The sequence below is a fragment of the Magnetococcales bacterium genome, assembly GCA_015231755.1.
GTDB lineage: Bacteria > Pseudomonadota > Magnetococcia > Magnetococcales > Magnetaquicoccaceae > Magnetaquiglobus.
Window position 1 is genome coordinate 174,339 of sequence record JADGAZ010000003.1, and the last position, 18,390, is coordinate 192,728.

The 18,390-nt window shown below is 58.3% G+C and carries 15 protein-coding genes and 1 other RNA gene; 14 read left to right on the top strand and 2 right to left on the bottom strand.

Translation table 11 applies throughout. From position 1 onward, the window contains the following. Positions 1-3: 3 nt before the first annotated feature. On the top strand, positions 4-960 hold the full coding sequence (locus HQL98_03200; protein ID MBF0271073.1) for a glycosyltransferase family 2 protein: 957 nt from the start codon (positions 4-6) through the stop codon (positions 958-960). Further along, positions 960-3,176 (top strand): YfhO family protein, encoded by a 2,217-nt coding sequence (locus HQL98_03205; protein ID MBF0271074.1) that lies wholly within the window; start codon positions 960-962, stop codon positions 3,174-3,176. The genes HQL98_03200 and HQL98_03205 overlap by 1 nt, the downstream gene beginning before the upstream one ends. An 84-nt stretch (positions 3,177-3,260) precedes the next feature. On the opposite strand, the gene HQL98_03210 is transcribed toward HQL98_03205, so the two are convergent. Then, positions 3,261-3,743 carry a ferritin family protein gene (locus HQL98_03210; protein MBF0271075.1) on the bottom strand — a complete coding sequence of 161 codons (483 nt, stop codon included), beginning with the start codon at positions 3,741-3,743 and terminating at the stop codon, positions 3,261-3,263. Positions 3,744-3,897: 154 nt separating this feature from the next. Here HQL98_03210 and amrS point away from each other — a divergent pair, with 154 nt between their 5' ends. The 3 genes from amrS to HQL98_03225 all read left to right on the top strand — a co-directional run bounded on the left by amrS (position 3,898) and on the right by HQL98_03225 (position 6,700). After that, positions 3,898-4,965: an AmmeMemoRadiSam system radical SAM enzyme gene (amrS, locus tag HQL98_03215; protein ID MBF0271076.1), complete on the top strand. Its 1,068-nt coding sequence runs from the start codon at positions 3,898-3,900 to the stop codon at positions 4,963-4,965. Positions 4,966-5,031: 66 nt separating this feature from the next. Beyond that, a complete protein-coding gene (locus tag HQL98_03220; protein ID MBF0271077.1) occupies positions 5,032-5,451 on the top strand; it encodes a YjbQ family protein in 420 nt (139 codons plus the stop codon). Positions 5,452-5,665: 214 nt separating this feature from the next. Further along, a complete protein-coding gene (locus HQL98_03225; GenBank protein MBF0271078.1) occupies positions 5,666-6,700 on the top strand; it encodes a hypothetical protein in 1,035 nt (344 codons plus the stop codon). Positions 6,701-6,858: 158 nt separating this feature from the next. Here HQL98_03225 and HQL98_03230 read toward each other — a convergent pair whose 3' ends face one another. Continuing rightward, complete coding sequence (locus HQL98_03230; GenBank protein MBF0271079.1) at positions 6,859-7,287, bottom strand: DNA-binding protein; 429 nt, start codon at positions 7,285-7,287, stop codon at positions 6,859-6,861. 232 nt (positions 7,288-7,519) lie between these two features. On the opposite strand from HQL98_03230, the gene gltB reads away from it, so the two are divergent. The 9 genes from gltB to HQL98_03275 all read left to right on the top strand — a co-directional run bounded on the left by gltB (position 7,520) and on the right by HQL98_03275 (position 18,375). Continuing rightward, positions 7,520-12,058, top strand: a complete 4,539-nt coding sequence (gene gltB, locus HQL98_03235) for a glutamate synthase large subunit (protein ID MBF0271080.1) — start codon at positions 7,520-7,522, stop codon at positions 12,056-12,058. After that, complete coding sequence (locus HQL98_03240) at positions 12,051-13,493, top strand: glutamate synthase subunit beta (protein MBF0271081.1); 1,443 nt, start codon at positions 12,051-12,053, stop codon at positions 13,491-13,493. The genes gltB and HQL98_03240 overlap by 8 nt, the downstream gene beginning before the upstream one ends. A gap of 119 nt (positions 13,494-13,612) precedes the next feature. Then, a complete protein-coding gene (locus HQL98_03245) occupies positions 13,613-13,873 on the top strand; it encodes a hypothetical protein (GenBank protein ID MBF0271082.1) in 261 nt (86 codons plus the stop codon). A 36-nt stretch (positions 13,874-13,909) separates the two neighbouring features. Continuing rightward, positions 13,910-14,194 (top strand): cell division protein ZapA, encoded by a 285-nt coding sequence (locus HQL98_03250; GenBank protein MBF0271083.1) that lies wholly within the window; start codon positions 13,910-13,912, stop codon positions 14,192-14,194. Between the two features lie 14 nt (positions 14,195-14,208). Then, positions 14,209-14,389: non-coding RNA, 6S RNA (gene ssrS / locus HQL98_03255), on the top strand. Between the two features lie 32 nt (positions 14,390-14,421). Next, positions 14,422-15,018 carry a 5-formyltetrahydrofolate cyclo-ligase gene (locus HQL98_03260; protein ID MBF0271084.1) on the top strand — a complete coding sequence of 199 codons (597 nt, stop codon included), beginning with the start codon at positions 14,422-14,424 and terminating at the stop codon, positions 15,016-15,018. A 63-nt stretch (positions 15,019-15,081) separates the two neighbouring features. Next, entirely contained in the window at positions 15,082-16,641 is a 1,560-nt protein-coding gene (gene rny, locus HQL98_03265; protein ID MBF0271085.1) for a ribonuclease Y, read from the top strand. A 220-nt stretch (positions 16,642-16,861) separates the two neighbouring features. Beyond that, positions 16,862-18,031 carry a glycosyltransferase family 4 protein gene (locus HQL98_03270; protein MBF0271086.1) on the top strand — a complete coding sequence of 390 codons (1,170 nt, stop codon included), beginning with the start codon at positions 16,862-16,864 and terminating at the stop codon, positions 18,029-18,031. A 32-nt stretch (positions 18,032-18,063) separates the two neighbouring features. Next, positions 18,064-18,375, top strand: coding sequence for a winged helix-turn-helix transcriptional regulator (locus HQL98_03275; protein MBF0271087.1), 312 nt, complete (start codon positions 18,064-18,066; stop codon positions 18,373-18,375). Positions 18,376-18,390: the final 15 nt, after the last annotated feature.

The following is an 18,390-nucleotide window of genomic DNA, read 5'->3' on the forward strand; positions in this document are numbered from 1 at the left end:
GCCATGTCCAAGGTCAGCATCGTCGTGCCCCTTTTCAATGAAGAGGAGATCCTGCACCGTTTTCACCAGGAACTGCTCCAGGCGCTCACCGATCCCGAATACCAATTCGAGGTGATCTACGTCAACGACGGCAGCCGGGATCAGACCAGCCGCATTCTCCACGAACTGGCCCAGCAACCCCACACCGGGGTTGCGGTCGTGATCGCGGACTTCCGCAAAAATTATGGCCAAACCGCCGCATTGCAGGCCGGTTTCGACTTGGCCACCGGGGAAATCATCATCGCCATGGACGGGGACATGCAGCATCTCCCCTCCGAAATCCCCCTGTTCCTGAAAAAAATCGAGGAAGGCTACGATCTGGTCAGCGGCTGGCGCGCCAACCGCATCGACAATTTCTGGCTGCGTCGCCTCCCCTCCCTGATCGCCAACCGCATGATGGCCAAACTCTCCGGCGTCAAGCTGCACGATTTCGGCACCACCTTCAAAGCCTATCGGCGGGAACTGGTCCAGGAGATCAATCTCTACGGAGAGTTGCACCGCTTCATCCCGGTGCTGGCCGCCGAACGGGGAGCATCCATCTGTGAAATCCCCATCACCAATGTGGTCCGGGTCACCGGCCAGTCCAAATACGGCATCACCCGTACCTTCCGGGTGTTCTTCGACGTGCTGACCCTGGCCTTTCTCAGCCGCTTCGGCACCCGGCCCATGCATGTGATGGGCTTGGCCGGCGCCACCTTTATGATCTCAAGCTTTACATTGATTCTTTATATCGTATTCGATTATCTGATCAATACCTCCGACATGCGGGGTACGCTGCAAATCGCCATCATGGTCTTCCTCTTCGGCAGCCAGTTGCTGGCCACCGGACTGGTGCTGGAGCTGCTGGTGCGGGTGGGACACGAGGCCACGGGCAAAAAAATCTATACCATCCGCCACATCACCCGCTCCGAGCCCACCTGATGCGCGTTCAACTGCTCCGGACTCTGCTCCTTCCCCCCACCCAAACCGATCCCCCTCCAGCCACCGGAGACCCAAAACTCCCCTGGCTGCTCTTCTGGCTCGGCTGGTCACTGCTGACCTCGGCCATCTACTGGATACTCGGTCCCCACTCCTATTTGCGCATCCAAGACAACGCGGATTTCAACATACCGTTGCGCATCACCGCAGCCCGGGACATCCTGGATTACGGTCTGACCTTCTGGCAACCCAAATTCAGCAGCGGCATGCCCGCCCTGCTCCACCCCCAGGTGGACAGCTTTTTGATCGATGGGCTGCCTTATCTGATGTTCCCGGCCTGGGCGGTCTACGGATTCGTCATGTGGCTGCAACGGTTTCTGGCGGGCTATTTCACCTTCCGGCTGTGCCGGGAGATCCTCAAGTTCGACACCACCGCCGCGCTCTTCTCCGGAATGGCCTTTTCGCTTTATTTCTGGAACGTCCAGGACGCGAAACTGGTGGAAGCGTTGGGTCTGCCCGCCGTGGCCCTGACCTTTTTGTGGTTCGAGGGCATCCTGGCCCTGCCCGCCAAACGGGGAATGTTGCTGGCCCTGCTGCTGGGACTGCTCACCGGACTGGTGGCCCAATCGGTCATCTATACCTTTTTCGTCATGATGGGACTGCCGTTTTGGTTCCTGATCGTGCGGGAGACCCGGCTCTCCCAGGGCTGGAGCCGATTCGTCTCCTTCGGACTGGGCATCACCCTCGCCGAAGCCCCGCAACTGCTGGCCTTGATGACCTACAGCCCCTCCACCACCCGTGGCCAGACGACGCTGTTTGAAATCCCCATACCCAGCCTCGCCGACATGACCCACCACGTCTGGACCATTCTGGGTTGGGCGACCCTGCCGCAAAACGGCCTGTATTGGGGACTGTTCATCCTGGGGATGGTGGTGGCCCGGGGAGAAAAAAAATGGGCCTGGCGTCTGCTGGCCATCTCCTTGCTGTGCGGCATCGGCTCGGAGATCGGACACTGGATCCAGTCCAGTCTGCCGCGCTTCATTCCCCCGTCACGGGGCAATTTATTGGACTTCAATCAATTTTTCATCTTTCTGGGACCGCTGCTGGGGGGAGCCGGGCTGCATCTGGCCCGCCGTCAGGCTCATGCCTGCGCCAAACCGGTCCGAACCCTGATCATCCTGGCCACGGGAATCGCCCTGCTAATGCCCCTTGTCGGCTGGAAGGAAATTACCCGCAAACTGCTGCACCGCCTCTCCACGGACAATTACGCCGTCCACTTTGAAAACCCGGTGATGCAGCGCCTGGGAGCCCTCAGCCGCCAGGAAACCACCCCGTTCCGGGTGGCGAGCGTCGGCACCTGGGCTCCCACCGTGGCATCCGCCTCCGGGGGACGAATCTATCCCGCGGTGGCCAACGCCTATGGCCTGGAAAGCGTGGATGGTTATTTCCGCCTGCACTCCGCCCGTTATCACCGTTTCTGGAGGCGTATCGTCGCCAAGAGTCTCGCCGTCTATCCGACCCTGCAAGACCGCACCATCAAATGGTATTATCTGTTCAAACAACCGGAAGAGCGGTTCGCCTCCCGGGCGCCGCTGGTGCTGGAAGATTGGTTCAATCCGGAGTTGCTCTCTTTGGCCAATGCCCGTTTTCTGATCTCCCAATGGCCCCTGCGCCATCCGGCCCTGACCCTGTGGCACGAACCCAAAGCGGAACTGGCCGCCGGCAGAGCTTGGGAAGCCCTACGCCTGAGAGAAAAAATCTGGCGCGCCATGAAAGGCGATATGCCCGACAACGCCTTGTATGTCTATGAAAATCAATCCGTGGTGCCGCGGCTGTTCCTGCCTGCGTCCATCAGGATTTTCGATGGTCAAGAGGCGCTTCTGGACGCCATGGCGCAAACCGGCGCCAAGGATCTGGCCCAGACCGCCTTTCTGGAAGCCAACGACTTTCCCCAATGGACCCAAACCCCGCCACGGCTGACCCCAGGGGAAGCCACTTTCACCCGCTACACCCCGGATCACCTGGAAGTGACCACCCGCAGCACCGGTTCATCGATGCTGGTTTTGACCAACGCCTTCGATCCGTATTGGCGGGTCACGGTCAATGGCACGCCCGGCACCATCCTGCCGGTGGATCACGCTTTTCAAGGAATCGTGCTGCCAGCCGGGGAGAATCGTCTGGTCTTGGATTATTACCCCCCCTATCGGCTCACACGATAAAAAAAGGCCGGGGAATCAACCTCCCCGGCCCCACACGATCATTCGGCCCCCCCAACCCGAATCCGGGTGGAACCGGTTTACGGATCACAAACCCGGACGATCCTCTTCCTCCATATCCAAAGAGCGCAGATGTTTGGTCAACGCCGAGGCGTGAATGTTTTCCTGCCGGACCAGATCCAGACAATAGGCCTTCACGTCCATATCCACGATCTCATCCGCCAGTTTGGCATAGGTCTGACCAGCCTTGGTTTCCAGATCGATGGCCAAACGCAACACGGTCCGGGCATCGCCGTTCTCGATGATCGCCAACTCCTCGGCGGTCATGACCGGTCCGGAGGAACGTTCCAGCTCCTTGAGATAGGCCGGCAGATCCATATCCTGACCACAGGTGGAATCTTTCAATTTCGCGACGAACGTGTCGGCATGATTGTCTTCCATGCCACCCAGTTCCAAAAACAGCATTCTGGATTCATCGTCCTTCGTCATTTCCGCCGCCTTGGCGAAAAAGGCAGAGGCGTGGATTTCGTTCCGTAAAGCCTGCTTGATAAGATCGGTAACTGTTTCCATACTTCACTCCTTGACCAAAGGGATCCGCTGAGGGCTCCAGCGGGCAAACGCCCGACAAGATTGATCGCTATTAAGGCACAGATCCGATATGAATTCAATGTTTGGTTCGGTATGATGGTTTTGAATCCACCCCGAATCCCCAAGGAAAAAACCGATGCCCGAAACCCGATTCTGGCGTACCCTCGACAACAGCAAGATCGTTTGTGAACTTTGTCCCCGTCACTGCGCGTTGAGCGAGGGACAACGGGGATTTTGTTTCGTGCGCGCCCGGGAGCAGGATCGACTGGTGTTGACCACCTATGGCCGCTCCAGCGGCTTTTGCGTGGATCCCATCGAAAAAAAACCGCTCTACCATTTTCATCCCGGTTCACCGGTGCTGTCCTTCGGCACGGCGGGATGCAATCTGGCTTGCAAATTTTGTCAGAACTGGGACATCAGCAAATCCCGCCAGATGGAGCGCCTCGCGGAGTTCGCCTCTCCCGAAGCCATTGCCCGTGCCGCTGTCCGCACCGGCTGCCGCAGTGTGGCCTACACCTACAACGATCCGGTGATTTTCGCCGAATACGCGGTGGACACGGCCATCGCCTGTCGGGAACAGGGGGTGGCCTCGGTGGCGGTGACCGCCGGATACATGGAACCGGAACCCGCCGCTTGGTTTTTTTCCCACATGGACGCGGCCAATGTGGATCTGAAAGCCTTTTCCGAAGATTTTTATCACAAGCTGACCGGAGGCCATCTGCAACCCGTGCTGGACCTGTTGAAATATCTGGCCTGCGAAACCGAAGTCTGGGTGGAGTTGACCACGTTGTTGATTCCCGGCTGCAACGATTCCGACCCCGAACTGGACGCCCTGACCCGCTGGGTGGCCAAAGAAATGGGATCCGATGTACCCATCCATTTCAGCGCCTTTCATCCGGACTGGCAGATGCGGGAACTGCCCCGCACGCCGCTGACGACCCTGGTGCGGGCGCGCCACATCGCCATGGCCAACGGACTGCGTTATGTCTACCTGGGCAATGTGCAGGACCGACGCGGGGGCAGCACCTGGTGTCCCGGATGCGGCCAACTGCTGATCGAACGCCTCGGATATACCCTGGGGAATTGGGGATTGACCGATGATGGCCACTGTCGCCAGTGCGGCATGCGGATTCCCGGTCGGCTGTCGGGGGGCCCCGGTCAATGGGGCGCCCGCCGGGAGCCGATCCGGATCGGCAATCCGTAAACCGGCATTCCGGCTCCCCTCCACACCTCACCGTTAATTGCCATCGATACCGGATCTACAAACACCATGCGCCAAACACACACCACCTTCACCCTGCGCACCCGGGGTCAGGGGCTGTACGAATTTACCTCGGAAGTCACCCGCTGGTTGCAGGCCGAACGGGCCAACGCGGGAGTGCTGACCCTTTTTTGTCGTCATACCTCCGCGGGTCTCACCATCCAGGAAAACGCCGACCCGGACGTGCTCCACGACCTGACCGCCTTTTTCAACCGCTTGGTTCCGGAAGGCGCCTCCTGGTTCCGCCACACCGACGAAGGCCCCGACGACATGCCCGCCCACATCCGCGCCACCCTCTCCGGCGTCTCCCTCTCCATCCCGGTCCAGCAGGGACGGCTGGTGCTGGGCACCTGGCAGGGGATTTTTTTGTTCGAGCATCGGCAGATGCCCCATCACAGGCAGGTGGCGGGGTGTTTTGTGGGGGAATAAATCAAAGCTACAACATCAATCCAATCGAATAATTATTATCAAGATTAACAACAAATTAATCCAATTCAAAAGTATTTTATTGTTATTTTTAAAATTTAAGTTATTTTTGTTAGACTTTCATAATTGACTTCAGATTTCAATTCAGCTAGCATCTTATCAATCATCATAATAATGATCAAACCAAACCCTAATGCAAACATAAGGTCAAATCATCATGAGCAACAATACAAACCATTGCGAAGCTGAAGAAAAGATTAACGGGATTGCTCTTTCTCTAAACAAATCAATTAATCTAGGATTTGTCAATAAAATTTTATCACCTAGATCCGATCATGAAAAACTGTCAAGAGATGTTTATAAAAGATTGATGTACAGATACGCCATACTTCGATCTTCAGTTTGTTTGGAGCAGAAGATTCTTGCTGATTCAGCTGAGATACAAACAGCACAAACAGCACCAACGACACCAACAGCACCAACGACACCAACAGCACCAACGACACCAACAGCACCAACAGCACCAACAGCACCAACAGCACCAACAGCACCAACAGCACCAACAGCACCAACACAAGGAAATATTAATTACAACAAACAATACGAGAACTCATTGGCTTATAGACTCGCGGTAACAGACCTATTTGTTGAGAAAGCTTTAGCCTATCTAGAAGAACACGCAACAAAGTATGAAAAAGAAGGAAGAGGATCATTCAGAATCTCAGTGATAATTGTATTTTTCGGGGTACTTCTATCACTTTTCCAATCATACATTCCATATTGCTCCCCTACAAATAGCTGCCTCTTCGACATCAAATATACAGAACCAAAAGATGTATTATTATTACTTTCAGGATTCTCAAGATCATTCACTTTATATGGAATGATTGTTTTGCTCGCAGTACTCAACAGAAGATATGGAAGAGCCATGCTTGACCAAGCAGAAAGGCTCTTTGAGAGACGACATGCTCTACGGCAAGGAAGACTGTTTATCCATTTAAACCATCAAGAAATCTCAATTGAACATCTTGAAAAAGCCTTCAATTGGAACGTTTCCGGATCAAATGCATTCAGCAACATACCTACAGATGAATCCGCTCCGTGGGGTTCATTACTCAAAGAATATCCGAAAGCTTTTGCTGAATTGATAAAGACGGGGATTCAATTAAAAAATCAAGCAACCAATTCAAAAACGTCTTCTCAATCAAGCAACACGCAAACACCCCCTCCACAAACAAACAGTTCACAATAACAAAGATAATTTCGTAAAACTGAAAACGAACACAAACAATCAACATAACAGAATGCATCACACCAACAAAAACAAGATAAAATAGGCAGGTTGCCGACGACAGCCGTCAACCTGCCTGTCAAAACTTAAGACATGGTTAAAACAGCCTAATTTTCCCCTCACCCCTCCTCCCCCCACAACGGCAACCCGGTCTCCTCATCCCATCCCCGGTGCAACTGTGTACCGGTAAACCCCTGAATCACCACCTCGGCGGCGAACACCTCGGTGCCGGGGGCCAGGTGTCCGCCGAAGGCGCGGCCCTCGTGATCGGCCAAGGTGATGTGGACATGGACAAACGGCTCTCCCTCCTTCATGGAGACATTGCCCACCAGTTGCACAATCTCCAAAGGCTGCGCGAAGTCGATAAAATCGTACTCCCGGCGGGTCTGATCGTAAAACCCGAGCCGGGCTTTTTTCACCGCGCCCAACCCCTCGATGCGTCCCAATCGGATGCCCTGTTCGCGACAGATCCGGTTCAGTGCCTCCAAAAGGTCGCACCCGTGGGGAAGGCGTCCCATCCAGACTTCACCCGGCATAACGGTTTTCATGTTTTTTTCCTTCATCTGGACCAGTGATTTTCCATCAATCACGAACCAGCCTATCATCTTTGCGTGATGAGGAACATACCCAGCCGCATCAGGATCTGGTTTTTGGCATGAACGCGCGGTTGACGGATGCCGGATCCATTTGCTACCCTGACAGACGGATTCTTGTGAATCCCAAACAAAGGATGGCGTTGGGTTGAAAAACCACGGTCTCGACACTCGTAAGGATACATGCATGGCCAATCACGGTCTGCCCGCCAAACAGGGGCTTTATGATCCCGCGCTGGAACACGACGCCTGTGGCGTCGGCTTCGTCGCCCGGATCAATGGCAAAAAGACGCACGACGTGGTGCGCATGGGACTCAATGTCCTGGTCAACCTGACCCACCGGGGAGCCGCGGGTGCCGATCCCCTCACCGGTGATGGCGCGGGCATCATGATCCAGATTCCGGACGCTTTTCTGCGCAACCACGCGACCCGGCTTTCCATCGAGCTTCCCCCGGAAGGAGACTACGGGGTCGGCATGATCTTCATGCCCAAGGACAAGGATCTCATGGCCTCGTGCCAACGGCTCGTGGAACAGATGACCACCGAGGAGGGACAACTCTTCCTGGGTTGGCGCAATGTGCCCATCAGCCGTCAGGCCCGCATCGGCTACACCGCCAAAGGGGCCGAACCGGTCATCCGTCAAGCCTTCATCGGCGTGCGCAACCGCCCCGAAAACGCCGATCCCATGTGGTTCGAGCGCAAGCTCTACATCATCCGGCGCCGGGTGGAAAACGCGGTCATGGGCTATGGTCAGGAAGAGGTAAAATCCTTCTACATCAGCAGCTTTTCCTCCCGCACCCTGGTTTACAAAGGCATGTTCCTGGCGGATCAGGTACGGGCCTACTATCCGGATCTGTCGGATGGCACCTTGGTGTCGGCCTTTGCCATGGTGCATCAACGCTATTCCACCAACACCTTCCCCACCTGGGGTCTGGCCCATCCGTTCCGCATGATCAGCCACAACGGCGAAATCAATACCCTGCGGGGCAACATCAACTGGATGCGCGCCCGGGAGGCGGCGTTGGCCTCGGACTTGTTCGGCGAGGACATCAAAAAGCTCTTCCCCCTGGTGCCGGAAGGACTGTCCGACTCCGCCAGCTTCGACCGCGCCCTGGAATTTTTAGTGATCAGCGGTCGTTCCCTGCCCCACGCCATGATGATGATGATCCCGGAAGCCTGGGAAAACCATCGCCACATGGATGATGCCCGCAAGGCCTTTTATCAATACCACGGCGCCTTGATGGAGCCCTGGGATGGTCCTGCCGCCGTCACCTTCACCGATGGCCGCTACATCGGTGCCACCCTGGACCGCAACGGGTTGCGTCCGGCCCGCTATCAGATCACCAAGGGTGGATTGTGCGTCATGGCCTCCGAGGCCGGCACCATCACCTTTCCCCCGGAAGAAGAGGTCAAACTGGGCCGCTTGCAACCGGGACGGATGTTCGTCATCGACCTCCAGGAAGGCCGGATCATCGACGATGCCGAAATCAAGGAAAGCATGGTCTCCCGCCAGCCCTATCGCCAGTGGATCAACGACCATCTCACCTTGCTGGACAACCTCCCCCCAGGCGGCAGCGAAGCGGTGGAGGCCGAATCCTTGCGGGTGCGTCAACGGGTCTTCGGCTATACCGAAGAGGATCTCGCGGCCATTCTCGGCCCCATGGGGGTCGAAGGCCAGGAGCCGACCGGATCCATGGGCAACGACGCCGCCCTGGCGGTGCTGTCGGATCGACCGGTCTTGTTGTTCAACTATTTCAAGCAGCTTTTCGCCCAGGTGACCAATCCGGCCATCGACCCGATCCGCGAGGAACTGGTCATGAGCCTGTTCACCCAACTGGGTCCGGTGGGCAATCTGCTGGAAGAAACCCCGCAACACATGGCGCGTATCTGGCTCAATCAGCCGATTCTGACCAACGGGGAACTGGAAAAAATCCGGGCCGTGGATCGCGAAGGCCTCAAGGCCCGCACCCTTTCCACCCTGTTTCCGGCCAGCGAGGGGACCGACGGCATGAAGAGCGCCTTGACGCGGCTCTTTGAGGCGGTCTCCACCGCCGTGGACGATGGCGCGGGATTGATCATCCTGAGCGATCGGGGGGTGGGGCCCAATCTGGCTCCGATCCCGGCGCTGCTGGCGGTCGCCAGTGTGCATCACCATCTGATCCGCTCCGGAACCCGTGGTGCCGCCAGCATCATCATCGAAACTGGCGAGGCCCGGGAGGTGACCCATTTCGCCCTGCTGGTGGGATACGGGGCCGGCGCCATCAATCCCTATCTGGCCTTTGAATCCCTGGAAGAGCTGGCCAACCGGGGTCTGATCGAATCTCCGAAGGGAGTGGCGGGACTGCATGCCAATTATATCAAGGCCCTGGGCAAAGGCATGCTCAAGATTTTCTCCAAGATGGGTATTTCCACCCTACGCAGTTACTGCGGGGCGCAAATTTTCGAGGCCATCGGACTCAACCGGCGTTTCCTGGAACGGTATTTCACCGGCACCTTCTCCCGCCTCGACGGGGTGGGGCTGACGGACATCGCCAGAGAAACCCTGGAACGCCACAAACGGGCCTATACCGGCAACGCGGTGCTGATGGACAGCCTGGATGTGGGTGGAGAGTACAAATTCCGCCACGACGGCGAACGCCACATGTGGACCCCGGAGACCATCTCCAAGCTGCAACAGGCCACCCGCAACGACGATTACGCCCTGTACAAAGAGTTCGCCAAGCTCATCAACCAGCAGGATAAGACCCATTGCACCCTGCGGGGTTTGTTCCTGCTCAAGGAGGCGGAAGAGCCTTTGGCCTTGAACGAAGTCGAGCCCGCCTCGGAGATCGTCAAACGGTTCGTGACCGGGGCCATGTCGTTCGGTTCGATTTCCAAGGAGGCCCACGAGACTCTGGCCATTGCCATGAACCGTCTGGGGGGACGCTCCAACACCGGCGAGGGGGGAGAGGATCCGGAACGTTACAAGCCCCGTCCCAACGGAGATCTGGCCCGCAGTTCCATCAAACAGGTGGCGGCGGGACGCTTCGGGGTGTCGAGCCACTATCTGGCCAACGCCGATGAAATGCAGATCAAGATCGCCCAGGGGGCCAAGCCCGGCGAGGGCGGACAACTGCCGGGCCCCAAGGTGACCGAAACCATTGCCCGCATCCGCAACACCACACCGGGAGTGACCCTCATCAGTCCCCCGCCCCATCACGACATCTACTCCATCGAGGATCTGGCCCAATTGATCTTCGACTTGAAGAACGTCAATCCCCGGGCACGGGTATCGGTGAAGCTGGTTTCCGAAGTGGGGGTCGGTACCGTGGCCGCCGGTGTGGCCAAGGGACACGCGGACATGATTCTCGTCTCCGGCGGCGACGGCGGCACCGGGGCCAGTCCCATGAGTTCCATCAAGCATGCCGGGGCACCGTGGGAATTGGGTCTGGCGGAAACCCAGCAGACCCTGGTATTGAACGACCTGCGGGGTCGGGTCCGCCTGCAAACCGATGGACAGTTCCGCACCGGTCGGGATGTGGTGGTGGCGGCGCTGTTGGGCGCCGAGGAGTTCGGTTTCGCCACCGCGCCGCTGGTGGTGTCGGGTTGCGTGATGATGCGCAAATGCCATCTGGACTCCTGCCCGGTGGGTGTGGCCACCCAAGAGTTGGAGCTGCGCAAGAAGTTCTCCGGACGGCCTCAGCATCTGGTGAATTATTTTTACTTCGTGGCTAACGAGGCCCGGGAAATCATGGCCCGCATGGGCTTCCGCACCATCGACGAGATGATCGGCCAATCGGATCATCTGTTGGTCAACGAGGCCGTGACCCACTGGAAAGCCAAAGGTCTGGATTTTTCGGCGCTGCTGGAAAAACCCGACGCCCCGGCGAACGTGGCCACCCGCTGCGTCCAGCCCCAGGATCACGGCATCGACAAGGTGCTGGATCACCAATTGCTGGATCTGGCGGAACGGGTGTTCGAGAATCTGCGTCCCATCGAGATCCGCCTGCCGATCCAGAACACGGACCGGGCGGTGGGGGCGATGCTGGGTGGCGAGATTTCCCGGCTCTTCGGCGAGGGGGGATTGCCCAAGGGCACCATCAAGTGTCACTTCGAGGGTGTGGCGGGACAAAGCTTCGGCGCCTTCAACGTGCAGGGGGTTTCGTTGTACCTGGAGGGGGCGGGCAACGATTATGTGGGCAAGGGCATGTCCGGTGGACGGATCGTCATCCGGCCCCATCCCCGTTCCCCCCTGGTGGCCGAAGAGAACATCATCGCGGGTAATACCCTGTTGTACGGGGCCACGGGAGGCGAGGCCTTCATGCGCGGGGTGGTGGGTGAACGGTTCGCGGTGCGCAACTCCGGCGCCAAGGCCGTGGTGGAAGGAGTCGGGGATCATGGCTGCGAATACATGACCGGTGGTCTGGTGGCGGTGCTGGGGCCAACCGGACGCAACTTCGCGGCGGGCATGAGCGGCGGTATCGCTTATGTCCTGGATGAACTGGGAGCTTTTCCCTCGTTGTGCAATCCCGCCATGGTGGCTTTGGAGGCGGTGGAGTCCGAAGAGGATCAGGAGCGTCTGAAGTCCATGGTGGAAGAGCATGCGCGGTATACCGACAGTCAGGTGGCCGCGCGGTTGCTGAAAGATTGGGAAAAAGCCTTGCGTTCGTTCGTCAAGGTGATGCCCCATGAATATCGGCGCGTGCTGGAGGAACAAAAAAAGCGGGAGCAAGCGACCAATGGGTAAGACCAAAGGGTTCATGGAAGTGGAACGGGAGACGCCTCGGCCCCGGTCGGTGGAGGATCGAATCCGGGACTGGAACGAATTGTATCAAAAGTTCCCGGTGGAAAAGTTGCAGGATCAAGCCTCGCGCTGCATGGATTGCGGCATTCCGTTCTGTCACAACGGCTGCACGCTGCACAACCTGATCCCGGCCTGGAACGATTGGGCCTATCGGGGACGCTGGGAAGAGGCGGTCAACACCCTGCATCGCACCAACAACTTTCCCGAGTTCACCGGTCGGGTCTGTCCGGCTTTGTGCGAAGCGGCCTGTGTGGTGGGGATCAACCGGGATCCGGTGACCATCCGGGAGATCGAACGCACCGTGGCCGAGGAGGGCTTTGCCCGTGGTCTGATCAAACCCCTGCCCCCCCGGGAACAGACCGGCAAACGGGTGGCGGTGATCGGCTCCGGACCCGCGGGCATGGCGGCGGCCCAACAACTGACCCGGGCCGGACACGCGGTGACCCTGTTCGAGAAAAACGAACGGGCCGGTGGTTTGCTGCGTTTCGGCATTCCCGATTTCAAGCTGGAAAAAACGGTGATCGATCGACGCTTGCAGCAGATGATCGCCGAAGGCCTGACCATCCGCACCGGGGTGAATGTGGGGGTGGATCTGCCGGTGGCGCAGTTGCGCGCCGACTTCGACGCCATTGTGCTCACCGGTGGCGCCGAGCATCCCCGGGATCTGCCGGTGCCGGGCCGGGATCTGATCGGGGTCCATTTCGCCATGGACTATCTGGCCCAACAAAACCGCCGCACCTTTGGCACCGCCATTCCCACCACCGAGGCGATCTTCGCCGTGGGCAAGCGTGTGGTGGTGATCGGAGGTGGCGATACCGGGGCCGACTGCGTGGGCACCGCCATTCGTCAATGCGCGGCCAGCGTCACCCAGATCGAACTGCTCCCCAGACCCCCCAAGGAACGGGCGCCGGAAACCCCATGGCCCCTGTGGCCCAACGTGCTGCGCACCTCCACCTCCCATCTGGAGGGGTGCGAACGTCGCTGGAGCGTGTTGACCCGGTCGTTCGAGGGAGATGGACGGCGGGTCAAGGGGGTCCACGGCATCAAACTGCACTGGGCCGAACAAGAAGACGGCGGACGTCCCCGCATGAAGGAAATTCCCGGTTCGGAATTCTTCCTGGAAGCGGATCTGGTGTTGCTGGCCATGGGCTTTGTCCATCCGGTCAAAAGTGGATTGCTGGAAAATCTGGGGGTTGCCCTCGATTCCCGGGGCAATGTTCAGGTCAATGACCACTTCATGACCAGTCAACCCGGCGTGTTCGCCGCCGGAGACATGGCCACCGGTCAATCCCTGGTGCTCAAGGCCATCGACGGAGGACGCAAAGCCGCCGTGGCCGTGGATGGCTGGCTGCGTGGCGGAGAGTCGGTTTTGATCTGAACCTACTTGGTCAGCCTTGACAGAAACAGGGCGGTTCTTTACTATCCAAGATAAGAGTGAAATCGTGTCGGTAACTTACTCAAGAAGGGACTCGGGACGTAACTATGAATGGATCGACGATGGATCGCGATGACAAGCTGGCGGCCTCCCTGTCGGATCTGGAGCATCGTTGGAAAGAAATGGCCCGAACCATTCGCGAACAACGTGAACAGATCGCCAGTCTGAACGGCAAGGTCTCCGAGCAGAACGGCCTGATTTCGGATCTTGAAACCCAAGTGCTGCAACTTCAGGATCGCCATGAGTCCCTCGAACAGGAAAAGGCGGGCGTCATCGCCAGAATCGAGGGATTGTTGGTCCGGTACGAGGAATCGGATTCATAAAGAGAGGCGTTCGCGCCCCTTCCGGACTTGGGAGCCATGACTGAAACCTTTGAAGTTCGCATTCGTGGTCAGGTTTTCAAACTGAAATCCCAGGTAAGCAGCGAATACGTCCGCGAGCTTGCCCAATATGTGAACGATGTCATGGGACAGGTGGCGCAGGAGTCCTATATCGCATCCAGCGAACGAACGGCCATCATGGCCGCGCTCAAGATTGCGGATGATTTCCTGCAACACCAGAGATTGGTGTCCAGACAAACGGAAGTCGCGAAAGAGAAGATCAGCAGTCTGATCGCCCACAGCGATCAACTGCTCAAGGGATAAACGATTCATGCCAGCCACCCCTGCGGTGTTCGTGAGGAGACCAATCTCCTGAGCCGATAACTTATGAACCTGGGAACCGTGCCCTGATTGTGGAGTGTGACCCCCATCTGCGGGATTACCAGAAGCAATTATTCACGGATCCACCTTGACAAAAGGGTTCAGAGAGTGAGATCCCACGGCACAGGCGGGGGCACTGGTATGCATGGCGGATACGAAATGGCTTGGGCATGGACCATACAAAGGCCACGTTGCGCCAGCGCCTGAGAGCCGAACGCAGAGCGTTGTCCGCGGAACGGGTGGCCGAACTGTCAGCCGTCATTGTACGTCATGTCGCAAACGCCCCCTTTTATCAACGGGCGCGTCGGATCGGGTTGTACCTCCCTGTTGACAACGAAGTCGATCCCACCTCTCTTTTCCACACCGCCGCTCCGATCGGTCAGACCTGTTTTCTGCCGGTCGTGGATACCAGCACCCGGTCCATGGGCTTTGTCCCCTACCGTCCGGGAGATCCCTTGCGGCCAGGAGCCTTTGGCATTCCAGAACCCGTAACGGCTCCGGATGGAGCCGGAAGTTTGGATATCAACGAGCTGGATCTGGTTGTCCAGCCCTTGATCGGCTTTGACCGCACCGGATGCCGTCTGGGATTCGGCGGCGGGTACCATGATCGTGCCTTGGCAGCGCGAGGCTCCGCCCCTGCCCCGATACGGATGGGTTTGGCCTATGCGTTTCAGGAGACCCCCTCCCTGCCCCGGGAACCCCATGACATCCTGATGGGATGGGTGGCGACCGAACAGGGCATGCTCTGTTGCAACGAGGCTTTTTGACGACTCCAGTGGGTTTTTTGTCATGGCCGTGGGCCGACGAGAAACCTTATAAAGGTTTTTGATATGGATATCCTGATGTTTCTGCTGGGTGTGGCACTGGGTGCCGCCATTCCCCTGATTTTTCTGCATCAATGGCGCCGTCAGCAAACGCGCTCCTTCCAGGAACGGGAAGAGCGGGTCCAACTGATGCTGCGCAGCGCCGAGGAAAAAACCGAAGCCGCCGCCCGGGAAGCCCAGCTGCTGGCCAAAACCGAACGGGTGCGCATCGAGGAACAACTCAAGGAACAATTTCGCGAGCGTCAGGAAGAGCTGGACCGGCTGAAACAACGCTTCGACAAGCGGGAAGAGCAGTTGGATCGAAAATTCGATCAACTGGATCAACGGGAACGGGAGGTGGACCGGCGCCGCAATCAGGTGGAGCAGGATGCCCGTACCCTGGAAACCCGCAAAGAGGCCTGCCAGAAACAGGAAGAGACCATCATACGGCGGCTTGAAGAGGTGGCGGGGCTTTCCACCGAGCAGGCCAAAAACCAGTTGGTGGAGGGACTGCAGGAGGAGGTGCGCCGGGAGGCGGGCAACTTCATGAAGCGGGCCGAAGAAGAGGCCCGGGAAAACGCTGACCGCAAAGCCCAGGAGATCATGGGCAGTTCGATCCAGCGTCTGGCCGGCGAATTCGTGGTAGATCGCACCGTGACCGTGGTGGCGATCACCTCCGAAGAGATGAAGGGACGGATCATCGGTCGGGAGGGACGCAACATCCGCGCCCTGGAAGCGGCCACCGGCTGCGACCTGATCATCGACGACACCCCCGAGGCGGTGGTGATTTCCGGGTTCAATCCGGTGCGGCGTCAGGTGGCCCGTCAGGCCTTGGAAGAACTGATCACCGATGGCCGCATCCATCCGGCCCGGATCGAAAGCGTGGTGCGCAAGGCCGAAAAGAACGTCAACAACGAAATCCGGGATGCCGGAGAACGGGCGGTCTTTGAACTGGGTCTGTCCGGCATCCATCCGGATATCGTCAAGCTGATCGGCACCTTGAAATTCCGCACCTCCTATACCCAGAATGTGCTGTCCCACTCGGTGGAGGTGGCCCGGTTCGCCGGCATGATGGCGGATGAGATGGGATTGGATTTCAACATGGCGCGGCGTTGCGGATTGCTCCACGACATCGGCAAGGCGATGGATCACGAAATCCAGGGATCCCACGCGGTGATCGGCGGTCAATTCGCCAAAAAGTGCAAAGAGCATCCCCTGGTGGTCAACGCCATCTGGTCCCACCATTTCGACATCGAGCCGATTTCGGTCTACGGGCCCCTGATCAACGCCGCCGACGCCCTTTCCGCCGCCCGCCCCGGCGCACGTCGGGAAAATGTCGAAACCTACATCAAACGGCTGGAACAACTGGAAGCGGTGGCCATGGAGTTTCCGGGGGTGGAGAAGGCCTTCGCCATCCAGGCCGGACGCGAACTGCGGGTGATGGTCGCTTATGACCGGATCAAGGACGAAGGGGCCATGACCCTGGCCAGCGAAATCGCCACCCGACTGGAAAACGAAATGACCTATCCGGGTCAAATCCGGGTCACGGTGATCCGCGAGATGCGCGCCACGGCAGTAGCCCAATAAGATTTTCACCAATGGGGTCCAGGGGCCAATGGCCCCTGGTGGGATCCAAAGGCGAAGCCCTTGGGACTTTGAAAACATAAAATTTCACATCAAAATTAGAAATTTATAAATAATTTTATGTTTTTAAAGCCAAAACCCTGGAGGAAGAATCCCCCAGACCCCCGCTTTTTTTTCAAAAGTTGACATCCTTCTTCAATCCTCCAAAATCTGTGCGTGCGCAATGACCACCCTGGAAGATCTGCGCCTGACGCTTTTTTTCACAGCCGGTCTTTCCCTCACGGAGTGGGACCGTCTGGGCATGCTGGAACGAGAAACCGCCCTGTATCGCACCCTGCGGCCCCATCTGGGGGGGATTTCGTTCGTGACCTATGGGGACCGACGGGATCTGGAGTATCGCTCCCGCCTGGAGGGTATCGACGTGGCCTGCAACCGCTGGAGACTGCCGGATCTCTGGTATTGGCGCTGGCTGGCGGCGGTTCCGGCCCGCTGGAAAACCGGTGCGGTGATCTTCAAAAGCAATCAGGTCTCCGGCGGGGATACGGCGTTGGCCCTGGCACGACGCTTTCACAAACCCTTCATCGCCCGGTGCGGCTATCTGCATTCGGATTTCACCATTCGCCGCTTTGGTCCCGACTCCCCGCAAGCCAAACGATCCTTGCAACAAGAAGGCAACCTGTTCCGGGCCGCCGACCAAGTGGTGGTGACCACTCCCCTCATGGCCCAGGTGGTCAACGGCATCCATGGGGTGGCCATCGACCGGATACGGGTAATTCCCAACTATGTGGATGTGGATCGCTTTGCCCCGGCCCAACCCGGCACCGTCCACACCCCTGGCAACCGGGTGCTGTTCATCGGTCGTCTGGATGCCCAGAAGGCTCCCCTGTTGCTGCTGCGCGCCCTGGCGGGCCTATCGGCGGAGCTGGTGATGGTAGGGGATGGACCCATGCGCCTTCAGGTGGAAACATTGGCCCAGGAACTGGGAGTACGGGTGACGTTGATGGGGGTTCAACCCCATGCCGCCCTGCCAGACCTGATGCGCGGCGCGGATCTGTTCGTGCTGCCCTCGGATTACGAAGGACATCCCAAGGCCCTGCTGGAAGCCATGGCCTGCGGCATGGCGGTAATCGGTCGTGCCGACGCCCCCGGCGTGCGGGAGGCGATCGACCACGATTCAACCGGTCTGTTGTGCGATGCCACCCCCGAGGGGATGCGGACAGCCATGGCGCGGATTCTGTCGGATCCGCCACTCAAGGCCCGTCTGGGTCGCAACGCCCGCGCCCACGCGGTAAACCATCTCTCCCTGGCGCGTACTGTGGAACGGGAACGGGAGTTGCTGACCGAACTGCTGGCCGAACCCCGCAGGCCGTCGCCTGCCGGAAAACCGGGTTGACAGGCCGACAAAACCCGTCTAAGATTTTCGATATGAGAAACAATTACCGCTCCTCCATTCCCGAACATTGGCACGCCACGTCCAAGGTGTTCATCGCCCTTGGGGATGAACATCGTCAACGCATCCTGCTGCTTTTTGAACCCGGAGAGCGGCTCAATGTGGGCCAAATCGCCGCGGTCTCGACCCTGGCGCGCTCGACGGTTTCCCATCATCTCAAGCTGTTGCGGGATGCCGGGGTACTGCGTTCCGAAAAAATCGGCAAGGAGGTGTGGTTCTGGATCGACCGCAACTGGCTACTGTCCGTCATGGGCAACGTGGCGGATTACATCCGGGAATCCACCTGACCTTTTTTTTGGCTT

What these genes read in the sequence shown, in the direction of transcription:
- rny (MBF0271085.1), top strand. Translation starts at nt 15,082, where the DNA reads ATGGATATCCTGATGTTTCTGCTGGGTGTGGCACTGGGTGCCGCCATT.
- gltB (MBF0271080.1), top strand. Translation starts at nt 7,520, where the DNA reads ATGGCCAATCACGGTCTGCCCGCCAAACAGGGGCTTTATGATCCCGCG.
- HQL98_03275 (MBF0271087.1), top strand. Translation starts at nt 18,064, where the DNA reads ATGAGAAACAATTACCGCTCCTCCATTCCCGAACATTGGCACGCCACG.
- HQL98_03270 (MBF0271086.1), top strand. Translation starts at nt 16,862, where the DNA reads ATGACCACCCTGGAAGATCTGCGCCTGACGCTTTTTTTCACAGCCGGT.
- HQL98_03225 (MBF0271078.1), top strand. Translation starts at nt 5,666, where the DNA reads ATGAGCAACAATACAAACCATTGCGAAGCTGAAGAAAAGATTAACGGG.
- HQL98_03220 (MBF0271077.1), top strand. Translation starts at nt 5,032, where the DNA reads ATGCGCCAAACACACACCACCTTCACCCTGCGCACCCGGGGTCAGGGG.
- HQL98_03210 (MBF0271075.1), bottom strand. Translation starts at nt 3,743, where the DNA reads ATGGAAACAGTTACCGATCTTATCAAGCAGGCTTTACGGAACGAAATC.
- HQL98_03240 (MBF0271081.1), top strand. Translation starts at nt 12,051, where the DNA reads ATGGGTAAGACCAAAGGGTTCATGGAAGTGGAACGGGAGACGCCTCGG.
- HQL98_03245 (MBF0271082.1), top strand. Translation starts at nt 13,613, where the DNA reads ATGGATCGCGATGACAAGCTGGCGGCCTCCCTGTCGGATCTGGAGCAT.
- HQL98_03260 (MBF0271084.1), top strand. Translation starts at nt 14,422, where the DNA reads ATGGACCATACAAAGGCCACGTTGCGCCAGCGCCTGAGAGCCGAACGC.
- HQL98_03205 (MBF0271074.1), top strand. Translation starts at nt 960, where the DNA reads ATGCGCGTTCAACTGCTCCGGACTCTGCTCCTTCCCCCCACCCAAACC.
- HQL98_03200 (MBF0271073.1), top strand. Translation starts at nt 4, where the DNA reads ATGTCCAAGGTCAGCATCGTCGTGCCCCTTTTCAATGAAGAGGAGATC.
- HQL98_03230 (MBF0271079.1), bottom strand. Translation starts at nt 7,287, where the DNA reads ATGAAAACCGTTATGCCGGGTGAAGTCTGGATGGGACGCCTTCCCCAC.
- amrS (MBF0271076.1), top strand. Translation starts at nt 3,898, where the DNA reads ATGCCCGAAACCCGATTCTGGCGTACCCTCGACAACAGCAAGATCGTT.
- HQL98_03250 (MBF0271083.1), top strand. Translation starts at nt 13,910, where the DNA reads ATGACTGAAACCTTTGAAGTTCGCATTCGTGGTCAGGTTTTCAAACTG.